Source organism: Microbacterium sp. NPDC055910 (genome assembly GCF_042271185.1).
Classification (GTDB): Bacteria; Actinomycetota; Actinomycetes; order Actinomycetales; family Microbacteriaceae; genus Microbacterium.
The window spans coordinates 54,483-77,670 of sequence record NZ_JBHJZS010000011.1 but is presented as its reverse complement, the minus strand read 5'-3'; the positions used below and the strand labels follow the sequence as shown (position 1 = coordinate 77,670).

Genomic DNA, 23,188 nt, shown 5'->3' with positions numbered 1-23,188 from the left:
CGGGACGGGGCCTCCGGGACGCCGCCGAGGTCAGAGCGGGCGCACGCCCACGATGTGCGACACGGGCAGCGTGCGCTCGATGTCGGCGGCGCGGTCGAGGCCGCGCAGGCGACCGCCGCCGAAGCCCGAGGCCTCGAGGGCGAAGACGCGCTCAGAGCCGTCCGGCAGGCGCACCGTGATCTCGATGAGAGCGCGCAGGCGCACCGCCTGCTCGAGCTCGCGCCCGAGCCACGCGGCGTCGGTGTCGCCCTCGTGCCGGTCGCGCAACGTCCCGATGAGGCCCGCGTACGTGTCGGCGGGGGTGCGGGTCGGCGCTGCGGCGAGCGTGGGCGCGCCGCGATGGAGCGACTCGGGCGAACCCGCCGGATCGAGCGCGATGACGGGGTATCGCGCGTCGGCGAGCGACCAGTACACGGTGTTGCGCGCGACGCGCGAGGTCAGCATCCCCGCCTCGGGGATCAGGCCGAGCGGGCGCAGCGCCTGGTCCACCGCGATGGCGTCGAGGATTGCGGCATCCGCGCTTTCGACACGCGTCGTGCCCGTCCGCTCATCACGGTGCACGCGCACGAGACCGTGGCGCACGGCGGTGCTCTCGACGAGATAGTCGAGGGGCTGGGGGATGCCGGTGAGCGAGAGCGCGCCGAGGAAGTCGCGGATCGACGCCGCGGTCTCGCCCTCGGTCAGGCCCGTCGCGAGCGACTGGGCCGTGAACCGGTAGGTGGACGCCTGCGCGCGCGACTCGCGGTGCGCGATGCGCCGCAGCCGCAGATCGAGTGCGGGGGCGAGGGGACCGGGGGCGATCGCGGTCAGGTCGGCCTGCAGGTAGACCCGATCGATCTCGGCGGGCAGCTGCGCCGCGAAGGCGGCGGTGTCGAGGTCTGCGCCCGCGCGCAGCCGGGTGGTCCAGACCGGTTCGGTGCCGTCGTCCGAGACGAGACCCCAGCGTCGCGCGACCGTGTGCAGGCGCCGCGCCCGCGCGGGCCAGTCGGTGTCGAGCGGGTACGCGTCGGCCCAGTCCCGCGGGTCGACGATGCCGCCCGCAGTCGTGCGCAGCCCCTCGGGCATCCGCGTGATGAGGCCGTGCACGATGGTCGACCAGCGTTCGAGGGTCGACGCCTCGAGCCACGCATCGCCCGCCTCGGTGACGACCCATTCGCGGTCGACCGCGACGACGAGCCCGGCCATCGAGGCCGAGACCACGAGTTCGTCGAGCTCATCGGGCGACTCGACGGCACCGGCATCCATCAGTCGTCGCCGGTCCACGGCGCTCACGGCTCCCGCGATCGTGCGGGTGAGGGGGGCGTGCAGGCAGGCCAGGAGAACGTCGGCGAGGGCTCCCGACGTCGCGAACGCGCGCTCCGCGGCGGCGGCCTCGCCGGCGGTCGGGGTCGGTGGCCGGGTCGGCGAGGGGCGGAAGGCGTCGGGGTTCGCCTGCGCGGCGGCGGCGAGGCGAGACTCGACCGCGGCGTACGGGCGCCCGGCGTCATCGCGCAGGGCGAGCCGCTCGGGCACGGCGGAGGCGTCGCCGGCGGCCGCGGCGATGAGCGCGGCCCGCGGCAGGGTGGTCAGCGCCCGGTCGACGGATGCCGCTTCGAGAAGGGCCGCGGCGGCATCGAAGAAGTCGTGCCACCCGACGCCCGGTGAGACGCCGCGCGCGGCGAAGGTCTCGGCGAGCGCGGTGTCGTCGCGCCGTGCCAGCCACGTCGCGAGGCCCCGCTCATCGGAGACCACTCAGGCTCCGCGGTTGGCGCGGCCTCTGCGTACGAAGCTCGAGATCAGGATGAACAGGATCATCGCGAACGCGAGGATCGGGCCGACCCACACGACGACGGTGACGACCGGCCAGATGCCCGAGGCGAAGTCGGCCTGCTCGAGCCCCGTCGCCGTGCCGATCATGATCGAGAAGAAGCAGACGATGGACACCACCAGCAGGCCCAGGGCCGTGAACGCCAGAATGCTGTCGATCCGACGCGCGGGGACGTCGTCGGCGGGGGGTCGCGTGCTCATCCGCTCCAGCCTACTCTCGTCGTGCCGTGCCGTAGTCTTGAGGGTGGGGTCTCGACGGCTCCGGTTCCGCCCTGCCCGCGATCCGCGGGCCGTTCATCCAGCGAGGTTCGCATGCCCACCGGCAAGGTCAGGTTCTACGACGAGGAGAAGGGGTTCGGCTTCATCACGTCCGATGACGGCCAGGACGTCTTCCTGCACGCCACGGCGATGCCCACGGGAACCTCGACGCTCAAAGCCGGCACGCGCCTCGAGTTCGGCGTGGCCGACGGCAAGCGCGGACTCCAGGCGCTCTCGGTGCGCGTGCTCGAAGCTCCCGTGAGTCTCTCGAAGCGCTCGCGCAAGCCGGCCGACGACATGGCGATCATCGTCGAAGACCTCGTCAAGCTGCTCGACGACATCGGCGGCGACCTGCGTCGCGGCCGCTACCCGAGCGGTTCGCACGCCAAGAAGGTCGCCGCGGTACTGCGCAAGGTCGCCGATGAACTCGATGCCTGAGCCCGACGCGGCAGACGCCGGCGCTGGTCGGGACGAGACCGGCGCGACCGGTGCCGACGACGCGGGTGGATCGGCCGCGGGCGGTTTGGCCGCGGGCGGTTCGACCGCGGATGGTTCTGCCCGTGATGGTTCGGCCGTGGAGGGTTCTGCCCGCGACGGTTTGGCCGGTGAGGGTTCTGCCCGCGACGGTTTGGCCGCGGAGGGCTCGGCCCGCGACGGTTCGGCCGGTGAAGGTTCTGTCCGCGACGGTTTGGCCGCGGGCGGTTCTGCCCGCGATGGTTCGGCCGCGGACGGTTCGACGGCGGAGGGTTCTGCCCGCGATGGTTTGGCCGCGGAGGGTTCTGTCCGCGACGGTTCGACGGCGGGCGGTTCTGCCCGCGACGGTTCGACTGCGGAGGGTTCTGCCCGCGACGGTGTGACCGCGGACGGTTCGGTCGCGGAGGGTTCGACTGCGGACGGCTCCGCCCGTGACGGCGAAGAGACCGAGGCCCCCGTGACGCCGGACGCCGTGCTGCTCGCGTCGCACGACCTCGCGCTCGCAGCGCTGAAGGAGATCACTCCCGAGACGACGATCGGCCCCGCCGCGGGACACCGTGTCGAAGCCGACGGTGTCGTCTCGCTGCGGTTCCAGAACCGTCTCTCCGGCTACCCCGGGTGGTTCTGGACCGTTTCTCTCGCGCGCGCCGCCGACGAGGATCCGACGGTGCTCGAAGCCGAGTTGCTGCCGGGCGACGGAGCGCTGCTCGCGCCCGAGTGGGTGCCGTGGGACGAGCGCCTCGCCGACTACCAGGCCGCGCAGGCCGCCGCCGCGGAGACCGAGAGCGCTGACCCCGGCGCCGAGAGCTCCGACGACGACCTCGACGAGGATGACCTGGACGACGATCTCGACGACCTGGATGCCGCGGACTTCGACGAGGACGGATCCTCGATCCTCCACTCCGGAGACGTCGACGGCGTCGACATCGACGAGCTCGACGACTCGGACGACGATGACTCGGACGATGACGACGACGATGACTCGGACGATGACGACGACGATGACTCGGGCGACGACGATGACTCGGACGACGACGACTCCGACGACGACCCCGACGGGGACGACGCCGACGACTGAGGTCGGGGTGCAGCATCCGCTCGCGCTACCAAAACCTGCAGGCGCGCCTGGAAAAACGGGCGCGAGTGCAGGTTTGGGTAGCGCGTGGCGCCAGAATGCGGCTCAGGCCAGCCCAGCTCAGCCAAGTTCAGCTCAGCCTGCTACGCGGTCATGGCTCCGGCCGTGACCCCGACGAGGATGACCCCGGTGAGTGAGGTCGGGGTGCAGCATCCGCTCGCGCTACCAAAACCTGCAGGCACGCCTGGATAAACGCGCGCGGGTGCAGGTTTGGGTAGCGCGTGGCGCCGGGATGCGACTCAGCTCAGCTCAGCCCAACCCTGCCCAGCCCAGTTCAGCTCAGCCTGCTACGCGGCCAATGGCTCCGACGACGACCCCGACGGGGATGACTCCGACGGCTGAGGTCGGGGTGCGGCATCCGCTCGCGCTACCAATACCTGCTGGCGCGCCTGGAAAAACGGGCGCGAGTGCAGGTTTGAGTAGCGCGTGGCACCGGGATGCGGCTCAGGCCAGCTCAGCCCAGCCCAGCCTGCTACGCGATCATGGCTCCGGCGGCGACCCCGACGAGGATGACCCCGGCGAGTGAGGTCGGGGTGCAGCATCCGCTCGCGCTACCAGAACCTTCAGGCGCGCCTGGATAAACGCGCGCGAGTGAAGGTTTGGGTAGCGCGTGGCACCGGGATGCGGCTCAGCTCAGCCCAACCCTGCCCAGCCAAGTTCAGCTCAGCCTGCTGCGCGGCCAATGGCTCCGGCGGCGACCCCGACGAGGATGACCCCGGCGAGTGAGGTCGGGGTGCAGCATCCGCTCGCGCTACTGAAACCTGCAGGCGCGCCTGGATAAACGGGCGCGGGTGCAGGTTTCGGTAGCGCGTAGCACCGGGACGCGGCCCAGCTCAGCCCAACCCTGCCCAGCTCAGCCCAGTCCAGCCCTACCGGCTACGCCGACAGGCCCTCGACGGTCATCTCGATGCAGCGGATGAGCCGGCGCACGTCGTCGGGCTCGATCGAGACGAACGTCGCGACGCGCAGCTGGTTGCGGCCGAGCTTGCGGTACGGCTCGGTGTCGAGGATGCCGTTGGCGCGCAGGCTCTTGGCCACGGCGGCGGCGTCGACCGAGTCGTCGAAGTCGATCGTGGCGACGACGGGGGAGCGGTCGGCCGGATCGGCGACGAACGGCGTCGCGTAGGCAGCGGCCTCGGCCCACGCGTAGAGGGCATCCGACGACTCGCGCGTGCGTGCATCCGCCCACTGCAGCCCGCCGTTGTCGCGGATCCAGCCCAGCTGGTCATCGAGCAGCAGCAGCGTCGTGAGGGCGGGGGTGTTCAGGGTCTGGTTGAGGCGGGAGTTGTCGAGGGCGTTCTTCAGGCTGAGGAACTCGGGGATGTACCGATCGGATGCCGCGATCCGTTCGATCCGCTCGATCGCTGCCGGCGAGACGAGAGCGAGCCACAGGCCGCCGTCCGAACCGAGGTTCTTCTGCGGCGCGAAGTAGTAGACGTCGGCCTCGTGCGCCGAGAAGTCGATGCCGCCCGCCGCGCTCGTCGCGTCGATGACGGTGAGGGCGCCCTGGTCGCCGTGCACGCGCTCGACCGGCGCGCTCACGCCCGTCGAGGTCTCGTTGTGCGGCCAGGCGTACACGTCGACGCCCTCGACGGCTTCGGGCGTGGCGCGGGTGCCCGGCTCGGCCTTGCGCACGTCGGGAGCCTCGAGCCACGGGGCGGCGGCCGCCTTGGCGAACTTGCCGCCGAACTCGCCGAAGACCAGGTTCTGCGACCGGCGCTCGATCAGGCCGAAAGCCGCGGCATCCCAGAAGGCGGTGGAGCCTCCGTTGCCCAGGATCACCTCGTATCCCGTGGGCAGGCGGAAGATCTCGCCGATGCGCGCACGCACACTGCCGACGAGGTCCTTCACGGGCGCCTGGCGGTGCGATGTGCCGAGCACGGCGGCGCCGCGTCCGGTGAGCAGTTCGAGTTGGGCGGGCCGCACTTTCGACGGGCCGCACCCGAATCGTCCGTCGGAGGGCAGGATCTCGCGGGGGAGCAGCACGTGGGACATGCGTCGATTCTAGAGATGCCCGCCCCGGGCCCTTGACCCGGGCCCTTGATCCGGACCCGGATGCCGCGGCCCGGTGTCCGCCCTGCGGGATAGGCTGGCCTTACCTGTTCCATCGTTACGAGGGCGCCCGCATGACTGATCTCATCGACACCACCGAGATGTACCTGCGCACGATCCTCGAACTCGAAGAGGAGAAGATCCAGCCGCTGCGCGCGCGGATCTCGGAGCGGCTCGGCCACTCCGGTCCGACGGTGTCGCAGACCGTGGGGCGCATGGAGCGCGATGGACTGGTCGTCGTCGCCGAAGACCGCACGCTCGAGCTCACCGACGCGGGGCGCCAGAAGGCCGTCGACGTCATGCGCAAGCACAGGCTCGCCGAGCGCCTGCTCTCCGACGTCATCGGGCTGGACTGGGCCTACGTGCACGACGAGGCCTGTCGCTGGGAGCACGTCATGAGCGAGCAGGTCGAGCGCCGGCTCATCGAGCTGCTCGGCCACCCCACCGAGTCGCCGTACGGCAACCCCATCCCCGGGCTCGACCAGCTCGGCGACGTGGCGGCCGTCGAATTCGAGCAGGACGTCGTGGGCCTCGTCGCGCGCATGAACGAGGCGGGTGGGCCGATCCGCGGCACGGTGCGCCGACTCGCCGAGCCCGCCCAGGTGGATCCCGAACTGCTGCAGCAGCTCAAATCGGCCGGTGTGCTGCCGGGCGCGGAGGGCGACTTCCGGTACAACGAGGGCTACGTGCTCGTGCAGATGGACGGCAGCGACGAGGGCCTCGAACTGCCCATCGAGATCGCCTCGCACATCTTCCTGCTCGACGACGCGGCGTGACGTCCAGGGGTCTGCCAGGTGGGTAACGTGACAGATTCGTTACCATCGGGTAGCCTCAAACGGTCCACAGGTGAGAAGCCCGCCGACGGACTCCGCGCGGATTGCCTCATCGGTTCGTCGTCTGCGCGGTGAAACCCGCACATCGTGCCCCGACATCGAGTGTTGACGAGCCAGCGCCACGGCGCAGAGGCGCCGGAGGACAGCTTGGCTGAAGAGTACGACCAGACCGCGATCGAGTCGCAAGACCGTCCGGTCACCCCCGCGACATCGCGAACATGGATCAAGAAGCGCTCGACGAAGACGCGCCCGACCCGACCGACCGCCGCCCGCAGACATGGGCCGGTGCGCAGCCTCGTCATCCTGACGATGGTGGGCGGACTCGTCGCGACCGTCGCGATCCCCGCCTACGCCGCCAGCACGCGCATGCCGATCGAGGACAGTCAGACGCTGCAGCAGATGTCCGCCGTCGACGCGCAGTCGCTCGTCGTCGCCTCGGATGCCTCGGGCACCGAGCTCGCCCGTGACAGCTACTCGGCGACCACCGAAGACGAGATCAACAAGAAGAAGGCCGCCGAAGCCGCGGCCGCGCGCGCCCGCGCACAGGCGGCAGCTGCCGCCGCGTCGTCGAGCGTCTCGTCGGTGCCCGTCAACATCAACCTCGTCTCGCCCGGCACGGGCGAAGTGCGCTGGCCGATCCTCAACTTCACGAAGGGCCGCGGTATCGGCGACTCCGGCTACCACCAGGGTGTCGACCTGCTGGCCCCCGGCGGCACGCCGCTGTACGCGGCGGCGGCCGGTGTCGTGCGCATCGCGCAAGAGGCCTACGGCGGATACGGCGTCGCGGTCGTCATCGACCACGTCATCGCCGGACAGCGCGTGTCGACCCTGTACGGGCACATGACCTACGGCAGCCGCCAGGTCGTCGCCGGTCAGTCGGTCGAGGCGGGACAGCTCATCGGACTCGTCGGCTCGACCGGCAGCTCGACCGCGAACCACCTGCACTTCGAGGTACGCGTAAACAACGGCCTCGTCGACCCGTGGGCCTGGCTCGTCGCCAACGCCGGCTGATCCGTCGGGGGACGGCGGGTGGCGGTGGCCGCTCGGGTTGAGTTGGGTTGGTCGGGTCGGGTCGGGTCGGGTTGGTTCGGTTCGTCGAACCCGACCGTTTCTGTCGAGGCGTACGTCGTCGACGTCGAGTTCGGCGGGATCGGTACGGTTCGGTGGCCGGGGCGGGACGGTGGCGCGATCGGCTCGTCGGTGACGCCGGCTGATCCGTCGGGCGACGGCGGGTGGCGGCATCCGCTCACGTCGGGTTGGACCGGTTCGGTTCGGTTCGTCGAACCCGACCGTTTCCGTCGAGGCGTACGTCGACGACGTCGAGTTCGACGGGATCGGTACGGTCCGGTGGCCGGGGGCGGGCGGGTGGCGCGATCGGCTCGTCGGTGACGCCGGCTGACCCGGCGGGCGACGGCGGGTGGCGGCATCCGCTCGGGTCGGGCTGGTGCGGTTCGTCGAACCCGACCGTTTCGGTCGAGGCGTACGTCGTCGACGTCGAGTTCGACGGGATCGGTACGGTTCGGTGGCCGGGGCCGGCGGGACGGTGGCGCAATCGGCTTGTCGGCGACACGACACCTCCGGTTCACGCTCAACCGGCCGCGGTGTCGGTGTGGTGGGTTAGCCTGATCCCCGACGCTGAGAGAAGCGGAGGGAGCCCATGGGCAGCATTCCTCGCATCCGAACCATGGATGCGTTAGGTCGCCTCGTCCTGCGGCATTGCACGAACGGATGCCACGGTCCTACCGTGGCGCCAAGGCGCTGTCTGTAATCGACAGCGCCTTTTTCGTACCCTGACGTCGAACTCATCGTCACGAACCGAACAACCCGAGAAGCCGTCTCGGACGTTCGAGAGGATGAGCAATGCGCACACTGGTGCTGAATGCGGGCTACGAGCCGCTCGCTGTCGTGTCGTTCAAACGGGCCATCGTGCTCGTGTTGAACCAGAAGGCGACCGTCATCGAACTCGTCGAAGATGATCCTGTCTGGGGAGCGCGCGGGGTCTACGACAGACCCGCGGTCATCCTGTTGACGCGTTATGTGCGGATGCCGGGGGCCCGACGCGTGCCGGTGACACGCCGCGGTGTTCTGCGCCGCGACAGTCACCGCTGCGCGTACTGCGGCACGCCGGCGTCGACGATCGACCACGTGCTGCCGCGTTCGCGCGGCGGCGCCGATTCGTGGGAGAACCTCGTCGCGTGCTGCCTGCGCTGCAACAACATCAAGGGCGACCGCACGCCGCAGGAGATGCGGTGGGAGCTGCGGCTGTCGCCGGGCGTCCCGCGGGGTGGGCAGTGGACGGTGCGCGGCACCGACCGTGCCGACCCCCGCTGGGAGCCCTACCTGGCGCTCGCGGCCTGACGCGGTCGTTCGAGCGCGGGGGAGTCGGGGCGGGTGCGCTCGAGCGCGGCCTCGCCGGCGCGACGCTCGCCCGCGGCCCGGCGCTCGCCTCGCCGGCCCGGCGCTCGCCCGCGCGCACCCGCGCCCCCTCTTGACCGCGAGACTGCAACGGCACGCCGAGACCGTGGGGTTCACCCGCTTTCTCGGCGCGCCGTTGCAGTCTCGCGGTTTTCGGGCGAGGGTTGGCAGCCGACGGATGCCGCGGGCCGGGGTGCGCGTGATGGGATGGGCCCATGACCCGAGCTCTCATCGTGATCGACATGCAACGCGCCTTCGACGACCTCGACTTCTGGGGTGCGACGACCAACCCCGCGTGCGAGGCCCACGTCGCGGCGCTCATCGAGGCGTGGACCGCCGCCGACGAGCCGATCGTCGTCGTGCGGCACGACTCCACGTCGTCCGGATCGCCGCTCGCGCCGTCGCACGAAGGCAACGCGCTCGTCGATGCCGTCGCCGCCGTCGACCCCGCTCTGTTCGTCACGAAGGACGTCAACTCGGCGTTCTACGGCGACCCCGATCTGCACGCCTGGCTGCAGGAGCAGAGCATCACGCAGCTCGTGCTGTGCGGCATCCAGACCAACATGTGCGTCGAGACGACGGCGCGCATGGCGGGCAACCTCGGCTACGACGTCACGGTCGCCCTCGATGCGACGCGCACGTTCGACCTGTCCGGAGAGATCACCGGCGTCGGCGTCGTCACGCGCACGGCCGAGGAGCTCATGGCCTCGACGGCGCTCGTGCTGCAGGAGGGCGGCTTCGCCCGCATCGCGACGACGGCGTCGCTCGTCCGACCCCTCTGACGCCGAGACTGCAACCGAGCGCCGAGACCGTGGGGTTCACCCACGGTCTCGCCCTGCCGTTGCAGTCTCGCGGTCAAGAGTCGAACATAGGTGTCGGAAGTGCGGGGTAGCGTCATTCCACGGGATTGAGTTAATAGAACATCAGTTCTAGCCTGGTGGAATGAGGGGGATCGTGGCCGCACACGCAGACGAGCTGACCCGACTGCGCGCTCAGGTCGAGCGCATGCAGGGGCGCAAGCTCGATGCGCCCGTGCTGCCGGTGCTTCCCGCGCTGGCCGATCTGCTCCCCGGTGGGGGACTGCGCCCCGGCAGCGCCTACTCGCTCCCGCGCTCGACCTCGCTGCTGCTCGCCCTTCTCGCCCGCGCCTCGCAAGACGGCTCGTGGTGCGGAGTGATCGGGATGCCGCGCCTCGGCGCCGAAGCAGCCGAGTCGATGGGCGTCGACCTCTCACGCCTCGTGCTCGTGCCCGACCCGGGCCGGCGCTGGCTCGCCGTCGCCGCGACGATCGCCGACGTGCTGCCGGTCGTCGCCGTGCGTCCGGCGGGGCGTGCCCCCGACGGCGAGATCGCCCGGCTCGCGGGCCGGCTGCGCGACCGGGGCGCCGTGCTGCTCGTGCAGGGACCCTGGCCGCAAGCCGAAGCCGTGCTCGAGGTCGGCGACGCCTCGTGGACGGGCGTCGGCCGCGGCCACGGCTACCTCGCCGAACGCACCGTGACCGTGACGTCGGCGAGCCGACGGTGGCCCGTGGCCCGCACGGGGCGCATGCTGCTTCCGGATGCCGCGGGCACGGTCGCCGCCGCCCCCGCGAGGCTCACCCGGGTCGAGCACGGCACCGAACGCCCCACGGAATGGTCGAAGGCCGGATGAGCGTGCGCACTCTCGTGCTCTGGTTCCCCGACTGGCCGATCACGGCACTCACCCCCATCGACCCTTCGGCGAGCTCAGGGACCGACCCTTCGGCGGGCTCAGGGACCGACCGGGGGTCGGGGGTCGGCCCTTCGGCACGCTCAGGGATCGACCCTTCGGCGAGCTCAGGGACCGAGTCGGGGCCGGGGGTCGGCCCTTCGGCGAGCTCAGGGACCGAGTGGGGGTCGGGGGGCGACCCTTCGGCGAGCTCAGGGACCGAACCGGGGGCGGGGGGCGAAGGGTCGCCCGCCCAAGCCGCCCGCCCGATCGCCATCGTCCACGCCAACCGCGTCGTCGCGTGCTCGGCTGCCGCGCGGGCCGAGGGCGTGCGCCGCGGGCAGCGTCGCCGCGACGCGCAGGCGCGCTGCCCGTCGCTCGAGATCGTCCCCGCCGACGACGCCCGCGACCACCGCGCATTCGCCCCGGTCATCGCGTGCATCGAAGAGCGCGCACCCGGAGTCCAGCTCGTGCGCCCCGGACTCTGCGCCCTCAAGGCCAAGGGCCCCGCCCGCTACTACGGCGGCGAGGTCGACGCCGCGCGCGTGCTCGTCACCGCTCTGCGCGAGCTCGGCCTGCCCGACGTGCGGGCGGGCATCGCCGACGGACCCTTCACGGCCGAGCGGGCCGCGATGGCGGCATCCACCCGTGCCGAGCCGATCTTCACGGTGCCCGCCGGGGGAGCGGCCGGCTTCCTCGCACCGCTCCCCATCACCGCGCTCGACAACACCGCAGCCAAAAAGACCGAACACGCCCCCGACGACCTCATCAGCCTCCTCACGCGCCTGGGCATCCACACGCTCGGCGCGTTCGCGGCCATGCCCGACGAGCGCGTGCGCGAGAGGTTCGGACCCCGCGGCATCCGTCTGCACGCGCTCGCGGGCGGGCGCGACTCGCAGCCCGTCGACCCCCGCACGCCACCGCCCGAGCTGCACCGCGAGGTCGCGTTCGAGCCGCCGATCGAGATCGTCGAGCAGGTCGCGTTCGGCATGCGCATCGCTGCCGACGAGTTCATCGGGGGACTCGGCGCGCTCGATCTCGTCTGCACCGAGCTGCGCGTCGAGCTCGTCGGCGATCGGGGTGAGCGCAGCGAGCGGGTGTGGCTGCATCCGGCGTCGTTCGACGCCTCCGCCGTCGTCGACCGTGTGCGGTGGCAGCTGGGCGAGGACTCCGAGGCGCTGCGCAGCGGCGTCACCCTCGTGCGGATCGCACCCGAAGCGGTGGATGCCGCGGCGCACCACCTCCCCGCGATCTTCGGGTCGGGTCCCGAAGAGCACGTGCACCACGCCCTCTCGCGCGTGCAGGCGATGCTCGGCCACCGCGCCGTCGCGACCCCCGCGATCGGCGGCGGACGCTGGCTCGCCGAACGGCAGGTGCTCGTGCCGTGGGGCGACCGCGCCGTGCTCGACAGGGAGCGCGCGCGACCGTGGCCGGGGAGCCTTCCCGACCCGCTGCCGACGACCGTGTTCACCGAGCCGCCGACGGTCGAGGTGACCACGCTCGGCGGGTACGCCGTCGAGGTCGATGAGCGCGGCACCCTCTCGGCGGCGCCCGGCGTGCTCGTCGAGGGCGGCCGCCGCCGCGCGATCGAGGCGTGGGCGGGGCCCTGGCCCGTCATCGAACGAGGGTGGGATGCCGCGCGCGCACGCCGCGCCCACCGCTTTCAGGTCGTCGACGCCGACGGCGCCGCATGGCTGCTCGTCTGCGAGAGCGGCCGGTGGACGGCGGAGGGGGCGTATGACTGAGCTGATGGGCATTTCGGTCCCTGAGCTCGCCGAAGGGTCGCCCCCTGCCCCCGGCTCGGTCCCTGAGCTCGCCGAAGGGTCGCCCCCCGCCCCCGGCTCGGCCCCTGAGCTCGCCGAAGGGTCGCCCCTCGACCCCGCCCCGGTCCCTGAGCTTGTCGAAGGGTCGCCCCTCGGCCCCGCCCCGGTCCCTGAGCTTGCCGAAGGGTCGTCCCCCGGCCCCGCCCCGGTCCCTGAGCTTGTCGAAGGGTCGCCCCTCGCCCCCGCCCCCGCCCTCGCCCCTGGCTCGGTCCCTGAGCTTGTCGAAGGGCGGGAGGACGACTGATGGGCTTCAACAACCCGTCGGTGTCGTGGTCCGACCTCGAGCGCGTGCTGAGCGATCGGCGCCGCCCCGATCACCGCCCCGCCGGAGCCGACGGCGGCGACAGTCCCGCGTGGTCTCGTAAGCGCGGACCCTACGTGCCCATGCCGATCGAGCGCCCCGCCGACGTCGTGCCCTACGCCGAGCTGCACGCGCACTCGTCGTACTCGTTCCTCGACGGGGCCTCCTCTCCCGAAGAGCTCGCCGAAGAGGCCGAGCGGCTCGGACTGCACGCGCTCGCCGTCACCGACCACGACGGCTTCTACGGCATCGTCCGGTTCGCCGAAGCCGCCGAGACGCGGCAGCTGGCGACCGTGTTCGGCGCCGAACTGTCGCTCGATCTGCCCGCCCCGCAGGCGGGCCAGCCCGATCCCGTCGGCGAGCATCTGCTCGTGCTCGCGCGCGGCGAAGAGGGGTATCACCGCCTCGCGGGAGCCCTCACACACGCCCAGCTGCAGGGCGCAGAGAAGGGGCGGCCGCAGTACGACCTCGACGAGCTGTCGGCGCAGCTGGCGGGGCACACGGCCGTGCTGACCGGATGCCGCAAGGGCAGCGTGCGCCGCGCGCTCGGCGCCTCCGGAGCAGGCGCCGCCGCGGGCGAACTCGACCGCCTGGTGCACCTGTTCGGCCGCGACGGGGTCTATGTCGAGCTGATCGACCACGGCTCCCCGCTCGATACCCGCGACAACGACGTGCTCGCCGGGCTCGCGCGCGAGAAGGGGCTGCCGACCGTCGCGACCAACAACGTGCACTATGCGGTGCCGCAGCGCCAGCTGCTCGCCGCCGCCGTCGCGGCCGTGCGCGCCAACCGCGGACTCGACGAGCTCGACGGATGGCTGCCCGCGCACGCCGGAGCGCACCTGCGCTCGGGGGCCGAGATGGCCGAGCGGTTCACGCGGCATCCCGATGCCGTCGCCCGCACGGTGCCGCTCGCCGATGAGCTGGCGTTCCCGCTGCGGCGCGCGAAGCCCGCCCTGCCGAAGCAGAAGGTGCCCGAGGGGCACACGCCGATGTCGTGGCTGCGGCACCTCGTGTGGCAGGCGGTGCCGCGCAAGTATCCCGATCTGTCCGAGGCGAACCGCGCCCGCATCGAAAAAGAGCTCGGCGTCATCGAGATGAAGGACTTCCCGGGCTATTTCCTCATCGTGCATGGCATCGTGCAAGAGGCTCGGCGCCGCGGCATCCTCTGTCAAGGGCGCGGATCCGCCGCGAACAGTGCCATCTGTTATCTGCTCGACATCACCGCCGTCGACGCGATCGCCTTCGACCTGCCGTTCGAGCGGTTCCTGTCGTCGCTGCGCGACGAGGAGCCCGACATCGACGTCGATTTCGACTCCGACCGGCGCGAAGAGATCATCCAGTGGGTGTACCAGCAGTACGGGCGCGAGCGGGCGGCGCAGGTGGCGAATGTCATCCAGTACCGGCCGAAGAACGCGATCCGCGACATGGCGAAGGCGCTCGGGCATTCGCCCGGGCAGCAGGACGCCTGGTCGAAGCAGGTCGAGCGGTGGGCTCCGGGTCTCGATACGCCGACGTCGTCGGCTACTCGACCACCTGGGGGCGCGGGGGGTTCGGGCCGCTCGGTTGCCGGGCCTGCCGACGCACATGACATCCCCGATCAGGTGCTCGAGTTCGCCGGTGAGCTGCTGAAGGCGCCGCGGCACCTCGGTATCCACTCCGGGGGCATGGTGCTCACCGACCGGCCCGTGGGTGAGGTGGTGCCGATCGAGCACGCGCGCATGGAGGGGCGCACGGTCATCCAGTGGGACAAAGACGACGCCGCCTGGATGGGCCTGGTCAAGTTCGACCTGCTGGGCCTCGGGATGCTCGCCGCCCTGCAGTACTGCTTCGACATGATCCGCGCCGCGACGGGGGAGGAGTGGGAGCTGTCGACCCTGCCGAAGGAAGAGAAGGGGGTCTACGACATGCTGTGCCGGGCCGATTCGATCGGAGTGTTCCAGGTCGAGTCCCGCGCGCAGATGGGGCTGCTGCCGAGACTGCAGCCGCGACGCTACTACGACCTCGTGATCGAGATCGCGCTGATCCGGCCAGGGCCGATCCAGGGCGGGGCGGTGCACCCGTATGTGCGGCGCAAGCTGGGGCGCGAAGAGGTCACGTACGCCCATCCGAAGCTCAAGCCCGTGCTCGAGCGCACGCTCGGGGTGCCGGTCTTCCAGGAGCAGCTCATGCAGATGGCGGTCGCGATCGGCGAGGTGAGCGGTGAGGATGCCGACCTCTTGCGCCGCGCGATGGGATCGAAGCGCGGCATCGAACGCATCGATTCGCTCAAGACCAAGCTCTATGAGGGGATGGCGCGGAACGGCCTCGTGGGAGAGGAGGCCGACGCGATCTACGCCAAAATCCAGGCGTTCGCGAACTTCGGGTTCGCCGAATCGCACTCGCTGTCGTTCGGGCTGCTCGTCTATGCCAGCTCGTGGATCAAGCTGCACTATCCGGCGGCGTTCCTCGCCGGGCTGCTGCGCGCGCAGCCGATGGGGTTCTACTCACCCGCGACGCTCGTCGCCGACGCCCGCCGCCACGGCGTCGAGGTGCGCCGCCCCGACCTCCACGCCTCCAGCGTCGACCCCCTGCTCGAGCCCTCGGTCCCTGAGCCCGCCGAAGGGTCGCCCGCCTCGGTCCCTGTGCCCGCCGAAGGGTCGCCCGCCCCGGTCCCTGAGCCCGCCGAAGGGTCGCCCGCCTCGGTCCCTGAGCCTGCCGAAGGGTCGCCCCCTCCCCATGAACCGGTCCCTGAGCCCGCCGAAGGGTCGAGACCCCCCACCGGCCTCCCCTCCTGCACCGCCCGCCACCAGCCCCCCACCGGCGACTTCGACCCCACCGCCCCCGACGACTCCGCCGCCCACCGCCGCGACGGCGCTTACGCCGTGCGCCTCGGTCTCGCCGCTATCAAAGGCATCGGCAAGAACGTCGCCACCCGCATCGTCGAAGAGCGCGACGCGGCCGGCCCCTACCGCGACCAGCGCGACCTCGTCCGCCGCACCGGCCTCACGGCCACCCAGGCGGAAGCACTCGCGACCGCCGGAGCGTTCGACTGCTTCGGACTCACGCGCCGCGAGGCGACGTGGCTCGCCGGATCCGCCGCCCAGGACCGTGCCGAGTTCCTGCCCGATTCGCTCGCCTTCGTGCAGCCGCCGCTGTTCACCGACCCGACGAGTTATGACGTGCTCGCCGCCGATCTGTGGGCGACGGGCGTCTCGGTCGACGATCATCCGCTGACGCACTACCGGTCGAGGCTCGATGCGCGCGGTGTGCTCACGTCGCGCGAGCTGCGCACGCACGAGGCCGAGAGAAGAGTCGAAGTCGCCGGGCTTGTCACGCATCGGCAGCGTCCGGCGACAGCATCCGGAATCACGTTCCTCAACCTCGAAGACGAGCACGGCATCGTCAACGTCATCTGCTCGGTGGGGGTGTGGAACCGGTATCGCAGGGTCGTGCGCGATGCGCCGGCGCTCATCGTGCGGGGCCTGCTCGAACGCTCTGTCGAGGGGGTGACGAACCTCGTCGCCGACCGCGTCGAGGATCTGCGGGTGGGCGTGCACCACCAGTCGCGCGACTTCCGCTGATGCGCCGGAGCACAGGGCGACGAGCTGGGAAGTAGGGGAGGAGCGCCCCGCCGCGTAGTGTGGGCACCCTACGACGGGACGTCTGTGATCGCACGGTTCGAAGAGCTCGATTGGCAACCGACTCCGATGGGAGACCTCACCCTCCGGCGACGGTCGGAACCTTCGGTGGGGCAGGAGATCTACGAGGTCAAGCTCGGCGACGAGTATCTGATGTCGAGTCTGTTCACCGTCGCCGAAGAGGCGCTCGCCGACCTCGGGCTGGCCGCGGCATCCGGGAGCCGTCTCACCGTGCTCGTCGGCGGACTCGGGCTCGGATACACCGCCGTCGCCGCCCTGCGCGACGCGCGCGTCTCGGCGCTCACCGTGATCGATCGGCTCGATGCGGTGATCGGCTGGCATGAGCGGATGCTGCTCCCCGCCTCGCGTGAGCTGGTCGGCGACCCGCGCACCACGCTCGTCAGCGACGACTTCTTCGCGCTGATGCGCCGTGAGCCGGTCGATGCGGATGCGCGGTACGACGTGATCCTGCTCGACGTCGACCATTCCCCCCGGCACCAGCTGGACCCGACCCACGCCGACCTCTACACGGCCGACGGTCTGCGCGCCCTCGACCGGCATCTGACGTCGGGTGGCGTCTTCGCGCTGTGGTCGGACGACCCGCCCGACGCGGAGTTCATGACCGTGCTCGCCGAGGTCTTCGACGACGGTGCGGCGCATGTCGTGGACTTCGACAATCCCGTCACCGGTGGAACCTCGTCGAACACGGTCTACGTCGCCCAGAGCCGCACGGTGTGATCAGGCACGCGATCTTCTGACACGACGAAGGCGGGCCCCCGCAGGAGCCCGCCTCGCGGAACGTGTCAGCCCTGGGTGCCCAGGGCGAAGCGCACAGAGCCGTCCTGCGCGAGTTCGGCGTCGAGCACGCGGTCATCCAGCGCCGCGGCGGCGCCGACGTCGAGGAACACGTTCGCTCCGCTTTCGGCGACGACCGTGTCGGTCTCTTCGGGCGCCGGTGCGACGCTCAGCTCGAAGCCTTCGGCGGTGCCGGTGTCGCGGATGCGCACGCCGCCCTCGTCGGGCACATTCGGCACGCGCGAGACGATCGCCTTGACGGCTTCAGCGGCGGTATCGGTCATGGTGAGCATGTCGGTCCTTCCGTTTCGGGCAATAGGACCGGCCACGATTCCGAGATCCGCGCCGGGATGCAACCGTGCGCCGGCGATCCGCCCCGATTCCCACGCAATACGGAGGAACCGCCCTGGCGCGGGGGTGAGCGTCGTGCCAGTGTCGTCGCATGAGCAACGCGGAGCGGTTTCTGAGCGGCTATGTCGAGGCGTGGCGCACGAACGAACCCGATGCGATCCGCGCGCTGTTCACCGACGATGCGGTGTATCGCGGGTCGCCCGACGATCTCGAACCCGCCGTCGGCATCGACCGAATCCTCGCGCTGTGGAGCGATGAGCGCGACGAGCCGGGGGAGTGGACGTTCGACGGCCACGTCGAGATCGAGACGACGGATGCCGCCGCCATTCGCGGCGTCACGACGTATGCCGCGGGCGCCAAGGTCGGGACGTACGACAACCTGTGGCTCGTGCGGTTCGCCGACGACGGCCGCGCGAGGGAGTTCACCGAGTGGTGGATCGAGCGCAAGCACTGACGGCTGCCCGGCCGTGGAGCCCCGGTAGACTCGGTCGGGCCAGCCTCTGTAGCTCAATGGAAGAGCAGTTGCGTCCTAAGCAAACGGTTGGGGGTTCGAGTCCCTCCAGGGGCACAGCCGTTTTTTGCCTCTGACCGGGGATTCCTTCTGTGGTCAGACCACAAAGATCGCGTTTTTGCCCGTTTTTTGCCCGCATTTATCAAACTCTGGGCACACCGACAAGCCACTTCAAGGCCCTTCGATCGGCGTCCTAGAACGCCAAAATGAAGCGTTTCGCACAGGATCCAGCCCTGTCGAAAAAGTGAGCAATCTGCTCCCCGCTGCTAATGCAGTCGTTGCGGCCGGGCGTAGCGAGTCTGCGGACCCGACGGTAGCGCCACCAACGGCATCTGCGCATTCAGCCGCGTCGCGACTTCGTCCAGATCGTCCTCGAAGAGGTCGGCGTATGTGTCGAGTGTCATCGCAGCCGACGCGTGGCCGAGCATCCGCTGCACGGCCTTTACGTTTGCTCCCGAGCTGATCGCGAGGGACGCGGCTGTGTGACGGAGGTCGTGCGGAGTGAGCCGCGGGATCGACGGATCGAACTCCTGCGCCCGCCGCACCGCGTTCGCGAACCAGCCCTTGTCGCCTGAGTTGCGCATGTGATTGACCCCGTCGCCGAAAAGCAGTCCCTCCGGGCCCTTGCCGGCGCACGCCTGCTCGATCATCGGGGCGAGACGCGCCGGGTAGGGGACTGAGCGGCGCTCCTGTGTCTTGGGCGTACCGACGTGGATCTCGTAGGCGATCATGACGGCGTTCTCCTCGATCACGAAGCGCCGGCGCAGCCGGTTCACGCTGCGCACCCGCAACCCCGTCGCCTCCCCCCAGCGCAGACCGCAGTACGCCAGTGTCAAGACGAGCGTGGGATGTGCTGAGCACGCCGCCAGCGTCGCCACCTGGTCATGTGTGAGGTAGATGCGTCGCTTGCCCGGCCCGTGCCGAGGAAGATTGCGAATGTTGCGCGCCGGATTGCTCGCGAGGCGACGATCGTCGATCGCAACGTCAAGGATGCCGGCCAGAATCCCCAGCGCGCGAAGAACCACCGTACGCGACTTCCTCGCCGCGAGATCTGACACCCAATCCTGGACTTCTGAGCGCCGGATAGACGAGATCTCGCGGTCAGCCCACACCGGCGCGACGTGGTTCTTCCAACCCTGCTCGAGCGTCGCGTAATACGACGGCTTTGACATCGGCGGCTGCTTCGATTTCAGCCAGCTGTCCGCGAACATCCGGACCGGAACCCGGGATGAGGACGGATCGATGTACTCGCCCTTGGACTTCGACACCGTGACCATCGAGAGGTAGAGCTTCGCCTCACGCATCGTCGTGAAGCCGCGCTTCTCCGCCTCGGTGCGATCGGGCTTGCGATAGCGCACACGATAGCGGCGGCCCTTCGCCGTCTCGTACGGGGTGATGTAGCCCATCTCGACCTCCGTTCGGTGCGGATTGACGGTCCCTATCGGGACAGTGTCGGACACCGATCGGTCGTCGTCAACGCGACTGAGACGAGATGTGGATAGATGAAGGAAGACGTCGCCAACTGGCGCCGCGTGGAGGGGCGCCTCCCTCCGACGCCGAGAGAGTAGCGATCGGTCGCGGCTCCGTTCTCGTCGCTCACTCCTTGCAGACTCCGCGCTGGCGCGCGTCCCTTAGCAGCCGTTCGACGACGAGCACTGCGCCGCTTCCCGATCGCTGGGTTTGCTGATTGTCGGAGAGCCTGCGGACTGAGTGATCTACGAGTTGCTCGAGAACACACGTGAGCGCTGCTTGTGCTGGCGGCCGCAGGAATCAACTCACGCTAGGACTCCTTGACGAGTGAGCGGATAGTGGAGAGAGTTGCGCCAGGATGGGAGGGTTCGCGGCGTTATTGCCGCTTTTTCGTTGCTCTACAGCAGGAGTGCTCACTTGTGGTGAATCACGTCGCTTTCATCTGGAACATCGCCGAGTCCCTTCGCGGTCCGTTCAAGCCCTCTGAGTACGGGTCGGTGGTTCTCCCGTTCACGGTGCTCCGCCGCCTCGACGCCGTGCTCGCCGACACGAAGCCTGCTGTGCTCGAGGCCGCGAAGTCCATCGCGACGCTCCCTGAGATGCTGCAGGCGATCAAGCTCCAGGAAGCCGCCGGTCACCAGTTCTACAACGCGTCACCCTTCGATTTCGGCAAGCTCGTCGCCGATCCAGCCGACCTCCGCGCGAACCTGTCCTCCTACCTGGCCGGTTTCTCCCTGAACGTGCGCGACATCTTCGAGCGGTTCGAGTTCGACAAGACGCTGAACAAGCTGGCGGAGAAGAACAAGCTGTTCGCGGTGACGGAGAAGTTCGCGCAGGCGGACTTCCACCCCCGCACGGTCAGCAACATCCAGATGGGTCTTGTATTCGAGGAGCTCATCCGGTTCGCGAACGAGAAGTCAAACGAGACCGCCGGTGACCACTACACCCCGCGCGAGGTCATCAAGCTCATGGTCGAGCTGCTGTTCGCACTCGACGACGACGCCCTGTCGAAAGCAGGTGTGGTGCGGTCCATCTACGACCCGACCGCCGGCACGGGCGGCATGCTCTCCGTCGCTGACGAGTACCTCCGCACGTTGAACCCGGGCATACAGCTCAACCTGTACGGGCAGGACTATAACGACGCCTCGTACGCGATCTGCAAGGCCGACATGGTCCTCAAGGGCCAGGACGTCGACAACATCGCCCTTGGCGACACCCTCACCGAAGACGCCTTCGACGACAAGAAGTTCGACTACAGCCTCTCCAACCCGCCCTTCGGCGTCGACTGGAAAGACCAGCGCACCTACGTCGACGACGAACACACCAAGCTCGGCTTCAACGGCCGCTTTGGCCCCGGCACCCCCACCGTTAGCGACGGGGCGATGCTATTCCTCCTCCACCTGGTGTCGAAGATGCGCACACCCGAAGGTGGCGGCTCCCGCATCGCGATCGTCCTGAACGGGTCACCGCTGTTCTCCGGCGGTGCCGGAGGTGGCGAGTCGAACATCCGCAAGTGGCTGCTCGACAACGACCTCGTCGAGGCGATCATCGGGCTGCCGAAGGACATGTTTTACAACACCGGCATCTCCACATACATCTGGGTCCTCACCAACCGCAAGGCCGATGACCGCAGGGGCCGGGTCCAGCTCATCGACGGGCGCGAGATGTTTACCAAGGTTCCGAAGACCCTCGGCTCCAAGCGCAACGAACTCTCGCCGAAGAACATCGAGACCATCGTCGGCCTGTACGCCGAGTTCGAGGAAGGCAAGAACTCGAAGATCTTCCGCAACGAGGAATTCCTCTATCGCACCATCACCGTCGAACGTCTACTCAAACTCAACTGGCACGCCACCCCCGAGCGCATCGACACCGTCTTCGAAGCCAAGGCCATCCAGAAACTGAACGAGACGGATTCCGCCGCCCTCCGCGCCGCTCTCGACCGGCTCGGCACTGACACAGTGTGGAAGAACCGCGCCGAGTTCCAGAAGGCGCTAAAGGACGCCGCGAAAGCCGAAGGCCTCACCCTCCCCGCACCGCTGCTCAAGACCGTGACGACGGAGCTCGGCGAGCAGGACGACACCGCCGACACCTGCACCGACGCCAAGGGGGACCCTGAGGCCGATCCGTCGCTCCGCGACACCGAGAACGTGCCATGGGACGAGGATGCAGACGCCTACGTTGCCCGTGAAGTCCTCCCGTACGCGCCCGACGCATGGGTCGACTACTCCAAGACCAAGGAAGGCGCGGAGATCCCCTTCACCCGCCACTTTTACCAGTACATCCCACCCCGTCCACTTGAGGAGATCGACCGCGACCTCGACGCCGTCATGGACGAACTCCGCGCAATACTCAACCAGGTGGAGGCGTGAAGCGTCACAGGCCGCATGCCGACTACCGGGACAGTGGGATCGAGTGGCTAAGCGACGACAAGATCCCGGCGTCCTGGGAAACCATCAAGCTCGGTCTGATTGCGCGCTTCAAGAGTGGCGACGCTATCGACAGCGCTCGGATCAATGAGTCAGGTGAGTATCCCGTGTACGGCGGCGGCGGGTTCCGCGGGTACACGGACTCGTTCAATGTCGACGCGGTGGCGCCCATGATCGGCCGACAAGGTGCCCTGTGTGGGAAAGTCTGGATAGGACACGGCAAGGTCTACGCAACCGAGCACGCGATTGTCGCCTACTCGGGACGCCGCTGTGATCCTGAATGGCTTCGCTACATCCTCTCCGTCATGGACCTCGGGCAGTATTCCACCAGTGCGGCCCAGCCCGGAATATCGGTCGAAACCGTCGCCTCCAAGCGGGTGCCGGTCCCGTCGCTCCCCGAACAGAGAGCCATCGCCGACTATCTGGATCGGGAGACGGCACAGATCGACGCGTTCATCGCGAAGAACGAGGACCTCATCACCCTCCTCACCGAGCGCCGCGCTGCGGTCATCGCGCACGCTGTTACCCGTGGTATCGATGCCTCAGCCCCGCTGGCAGCGAGCGGTGTCGAGTGGCTCGGAGATGTCCCAAGCCACTGGTCGGTTCAGCGGTTGGCCTCGACGGTAGCTCGCGCCCGGAATGGCGTCTGGGGTGCTGACCCAGAAGGGGGGGGAGAGGATCTCCGTTGCGTGCGTGTCGCTGACTTCGATCGGCCAAAGCAGCGGATCCACGACGATGCGCACACTCTTCGGAAACTGAGTGCGTCTGAACGAGCCGGTCGGGTCTTACGGAACGGCGATCTGCTGCTCGAGAAATCCGGTGGGGGTGAGAAGTCCCCGGTCGGCTTCGTCGTGCTGTACGACCGAGATGAGCCGGCAGTTTGCTCGAACTTCGTAGCTCGCGTAGAGCTGCGAGCCGGAATGGATCCCCAGTTCTGGACGTACGTCCATGGAGCGATGTATCGACTGCGCATCACCGAGAAGTCGCTTAAGCAGTCGACTGGGATCCAGAACCTCGACCAGTCCGCGTACTTCAACGAGTACGTCGCAGTGCCGCCCTACCGTGAACAGTGCGCGATCGCTGAGCAGGTGGAGCGACGGACGGCGGAGATTGACGCTGCGGTAGGCACAGCGCGGCACAGCGTCGCGTTGGCGCGGGAGCGTCGTGCCGCCCTGATCTCGGCGGCTGTGACGGGGAAGATCGATGTGGGGGTGGCTGTGTGAGTGGTGTTGCTG

General features: G+C 69.4%; 18 protein-coding genes and 1 tRNA gene. 14 read left to right on the top strand and 5 right to left on the bottom strand.

What is annotated here, in order from left to right; translation table 11 throughout:
- Positions 1-30: 30 nt before the first annotated feature.
- Together ACFC3F_RS07330 and ACFC3F_RS07325 are read right to left on the bottom strand one after the other, a co-directional pair.
- Positions 31-1,731, bottom strand: coding sequence for a helicase-associated domain-containing protein (locus ACFC3F_RS07330; RefSeq protein ID WP_376128079.1), 1,701 nt, complete (start codon positions 1,729-1,731; stop codon positions 31-33).
- On the bottom strand, positions 1,732-2,007 hold the full coding sequence (locus ACFC3F_RS07325; RefSeq protein ID WP_376128078.1) for a multidrug ABC transporter ATPase: 276 nt from the start codon (positions 2,005-2,007) through the stop codon (positions 1,732-1,734).
- A 111-nt stretch (positions 2,008-2,118) separates the two neighbouring features.
- Here ACFC3F_RS07325 and ACFC3F_RS07320 point away from each other — a divergent pair, with 111 nt between their 5' ends.
- A complete protein-coding gene (locus ACFC3F_RS07320; RefSeq protein ID WP_376128076.1) occupies positions 2,119-2,502 on the top strand; it encodes a cold-shock protein in 384 nt (127 codons plus the stop codon).
- 493 nt (positions 2,503-2,995) lie between these two features.
- On the top strand, positions 2,996-3,616 hold the full coding sequence (locus ACFC3F_RS07315) for a DUF3027 domain-containing protein (protein ID WP_376128074.1): 621 nt from the start codon (positions 2,996-2,998) through the stop codon (positions 3,614-3,616).
- Positions 3,617-4,549: 933 nt separating this feature from the next.
- Here ACFC3F_RS07315 and serC read toward each other — a convergent pair.
- Complete coding sequence (gene serC / locus ACFC3F_RS07310) at positions 4,550-5,668, bottom strand: phosphoserine transaminase (protein ID WP_376128072.1); 1,119 nt, start codon at positions 5,666-5,668, stop codon at positions 4,550-4,552.
- Between the two features lie 131 nt (positions 5,669-5,799).
- Here serC and ACFC3F_RS07305 point away from each other — a divergent pair, with 131 nt between their 5' ends.
- The 8 genes from ACFC3F_RS07305 (at position 5,800) to ACFC3F_RS07270 (ending at position 17,138) form a co-directional block, all read left to right on the top strand.
- Positions 5,800-6,501 carry a metal-dependent transcriptional regulator gene (locus ACFC3F_RS07305; protein ID WP_376128070.1) on the top strand — a complete coding sequence of 234 codons (702 nt, stop codon included), beginning with the start codon at positions 5,800-5,802 and terminating at the stop codon, positions 6,499-6,501.
- 342 nt (positions 6,502-6,843) lie between these two features.
- Positions 6,844-7,569 carry a M23 family metallopeptidase gene (locus ACFC3F_RS07300; protein ID WP_376128069.1) on the top strand — a complete coding sequence of 242 codons (726 nt, stop codon included), beginning with the start codon at positions 6,844-6,846 and terminating at the stop codon, positions 7,567-7,569.
- 849 nt (positions 7,570-8,418) lie between these two features.
- Positions 8,419-8,916, top strand: coding sequence for an HNH endonuclease (locus ACFC3F_RS07295; RefSeq protein WP_376128068.1), 498 nt, complete (start codon positions 8,419-8,421; stop codon positions 8,914-8,916).
- A gap of 272 nt (positions 8,917-9,188) precedes the next feature.
- Positions 9,189-9,755, top strand: a complete 567-nt coding sequence (locus ACFC3F_RS07290) for a cysteine hydrolase family protein (RefSeq protein ID WP_376128066.1) — start codon at positions 9,189-9,191, stop codon at positions 9,753-9,755.
- A gap of 160 nt (positions 9,756-9,915) precedes the next feature.
- A complete protein-coding gene (locus ACFC3F_RS07285) occupies positions 9,916-10,623 on the top strand; it encodes a hypothetical protein (protein ID WP_376128065.1) in 708 nt (235 codons plus the stop codon).
- A complete protein-coding gene (locus ACFC3F_RS07280; RefSeq protein WP_376128064.1) occupies positions 10,620-12,404 on the top strand; it encodes a DNA polymerase Y family protein in 1,785 nt (594 codons plus the stop codon). Before ACFC3F_RS07285 ends, ACFC3F_RS07280 begins: the two co-directional genes overlap by 4 nt.
- Positions 12,405-12,725: 321 nt before the next feature.
- The gene (locus tag ACFC3F_RS07275; protein WP_376128062.1) at positions 12,726-16,343 is read left to right on the top strand and encodes an error-prone DNA polymerase; all 3,618 of its coding nucleotides are present in this window, start codon (positions 12,726-12,728) and stop codon (positions 16,341-16,343) included.
- Positions 16,344-16,469: 126 nt separating this feature from the next.
- Entirely contained in the window at positions 16,470-17,138 is a 669-nt protein-coding gene (locus ACFC3F_RS07270; RefSeq protein ID WP_376128094.1) for a spermidine synthase, read from the top strand.
- A gap of 65 nt (positions 17,139-17,203) precedes the next feature.
- Here the strand turns inward: ACFC3F_RS07270 and ACFC3F_RS07265 are convergent, their stop codons facing one another.
- Entirely contained in the window at positions 17,204-17,488 is a 285-nt protein-coding gene (locus ACFC3F_RS07265) for a Fe-S cluster assembly protein HesB (RefSeq protein ID WP_376128060.1), read from the bottom strand.
- A 149-nt stretch (positions 17,489-17,637) separates the two neighbouring features.
- On the opposite strand from ACFC3F_RS07265, the gene ACFC3F_RS07260 reads away from it, so the two are divergent.
- Together ACFC3F_RS07260 and ACFC3F_RS07255 are read left to right on the top strand one after the other, a co-directional pair.
- Positions 17,638-18,000 carry a nuclear transport factor 2 family protein gene (locus tag ACFC3F_RS07260; RefSeq protein ID WP_376128058.1) on the top strand — a complete coding sequence of 121 codons (363 nt, stop codon included), beginning with the start codon at positions 17,638-17,640 and terminating at the stop codon, positions 17,998-18,000.
- A 42-nt stretch (positions 18,001-18,042) separates the two neighbouring features.
- Positions 18,043-18,114: transfer RNA gene (locus ACFC3F_RS07255), tRNA-Arg, on the top strand.
- 209 nt (positions 18,115-18,323) lie between these two features.
- Here ACFC3F_RS07255 and ACFC3F_RS07250 read toward each other — a convergent pair.
- Entirely contained in the window at positions 18,324-19,463 is a 1,140-nt protein-coding gene (locus ACFC3F_RS07250; protein WP_376128057.1) for a tyrosine-type recombinase/integrase, read from the bottom strand.
- A gap of 402 nt (positions 19,464-19,865) precedes the next feature.
- On the opposite strand from ACFC3F_RS07250, the gene ACFC3F_RS07245 reads away from it, so the two are divergent.
- On the top strand, positions 19,866-21,896 hold the full coding sequence (locus ACFC3F_RS07245; protein ID WP_376128055.1) for an N-6 DNA methylase: 2,031 nt from the start codon (positions 19,866-19,868) through the stop codon (positions 21,894-21,896).
- The gene (locus tag ACFC3F_RS07240; protein WP_376128053.1) at positions 21,893-23,176 is read left to right on the top strand and encodes a restriction endonuclease subunit S; all 1,284 of its coding nucleotides are present in this window, start codon (positions 21,893-21,895) and stop codon (positions 23,174-23,176) included. The genes ACFC3F_RS07245 and ACFC3F_RS07240 overlap by 4 nt, the downstream gene beginning before the upstream one ends.
- The last annotated feature ends 12 nt before the right edge of the window (positions 23,177-23,188 follow it).

What these genes read in the sequence shown, in the direction of transcription:
- ACFC3F_RS07275 (WP_376128062.1), top strand. Translation starts at nt 12,726, where the DNA reads ATGGGCTTCAACAACCCGTCGGTGTCGTGGTCCGACCTCGAGCGCGTG.
- ACFC3F_RS07250 (WP_376128057.1), bottom strand. Translation starts at nt 19,463, where the DNA reads ATGGGCTACATCACCCCGTACGAGACGGCGAAGGGCCGCCGCTATCGT.
- ACFC3F_RS07325 (WP_376128078.1), bottom strand. Translation starts at nt 2,007, where the DNA reads ATGAGCACGCGACCCCCCGCCGACGACGTCCCCGCGCGTCGGATCGAC.
- ACFC3F_RS07265 (WP_376128060.1), bottom strand. Translation starts at nt 17,488, where the DNA reads ATGCTCACCATGACCGATACCGCCGCTGAAGCCGTCAAGGCGATCGTC.
- ACFC3F_RS07290 (WP_376128066.1), top strand. Translation starts at nt 9,189, where the DNA reads ATGACCCGAGCTCTCATCGTGATCGACATGCAACGCGCCTTCGACGAC.
- ACFC3F_RS07305 (WP_376128070.1), top strand. Translation starts at nt 5,800, where the DNA reads ATGACTGATCTCATCGACACCACCGAGATGTACCTGCGCACGATCCTC.
- ACFC3F_RS07320 (WP_376128076.1), top strand. Translation starts at nt 2,119, where the DNA reads ATGCCCACCGGCAAGGTCAGGTTCTACGACGAGGAGAAGGGGTTCGGC.
- ACFC3F_RS07270 (WP_376128094.1), top strand. Translation starts at nt 16,470, where the DNA reads ATGGGAGACCTCACCCTCCGGCGACGGTCGGAACCTTCGGTGGGGCAG.
- ACFC3F_RS07280 (WP_376128064.1), top strand. Translation starts at nt 10,620, where the DNA reads ATGAGCGTGCGCACTCTCGTGCTCTGGTTCCCCGACTGGCCGATCACG.
- ACFC3F_RS07295 (WP_376128068.1), top strand. Translation starts at nt 8,419, where the DNA reads ATGCGCACACTGGTGCTGAATGCGGGCTACGAGCCGCTCGCTGTCGTG.
- ACFC3F_RS07260 (WP_376128058.1), top strand. Translation starts at nt 17,638, where the DNA reads ATGAGCAACGCGGAGCGGTTTCTGAGCGGCTATGTCGAGGCGTGGCGC.
- ACFC3F_RS07285 (WP_376128065.1), top strand. Translation starts at nt 9,916, where the DNA reads ATGAGGGGGATCGTGGCCGCACACGCAGACGAGCTGACCCGACTGCGC.
- serC (WP_376128072.1), bottom strand. Translation starts at nt 5,668, where the DNA reads ATGTCCCACGTGCTGCTCCCCCGCGAGATCCTGCCCTCCGACGGACGA.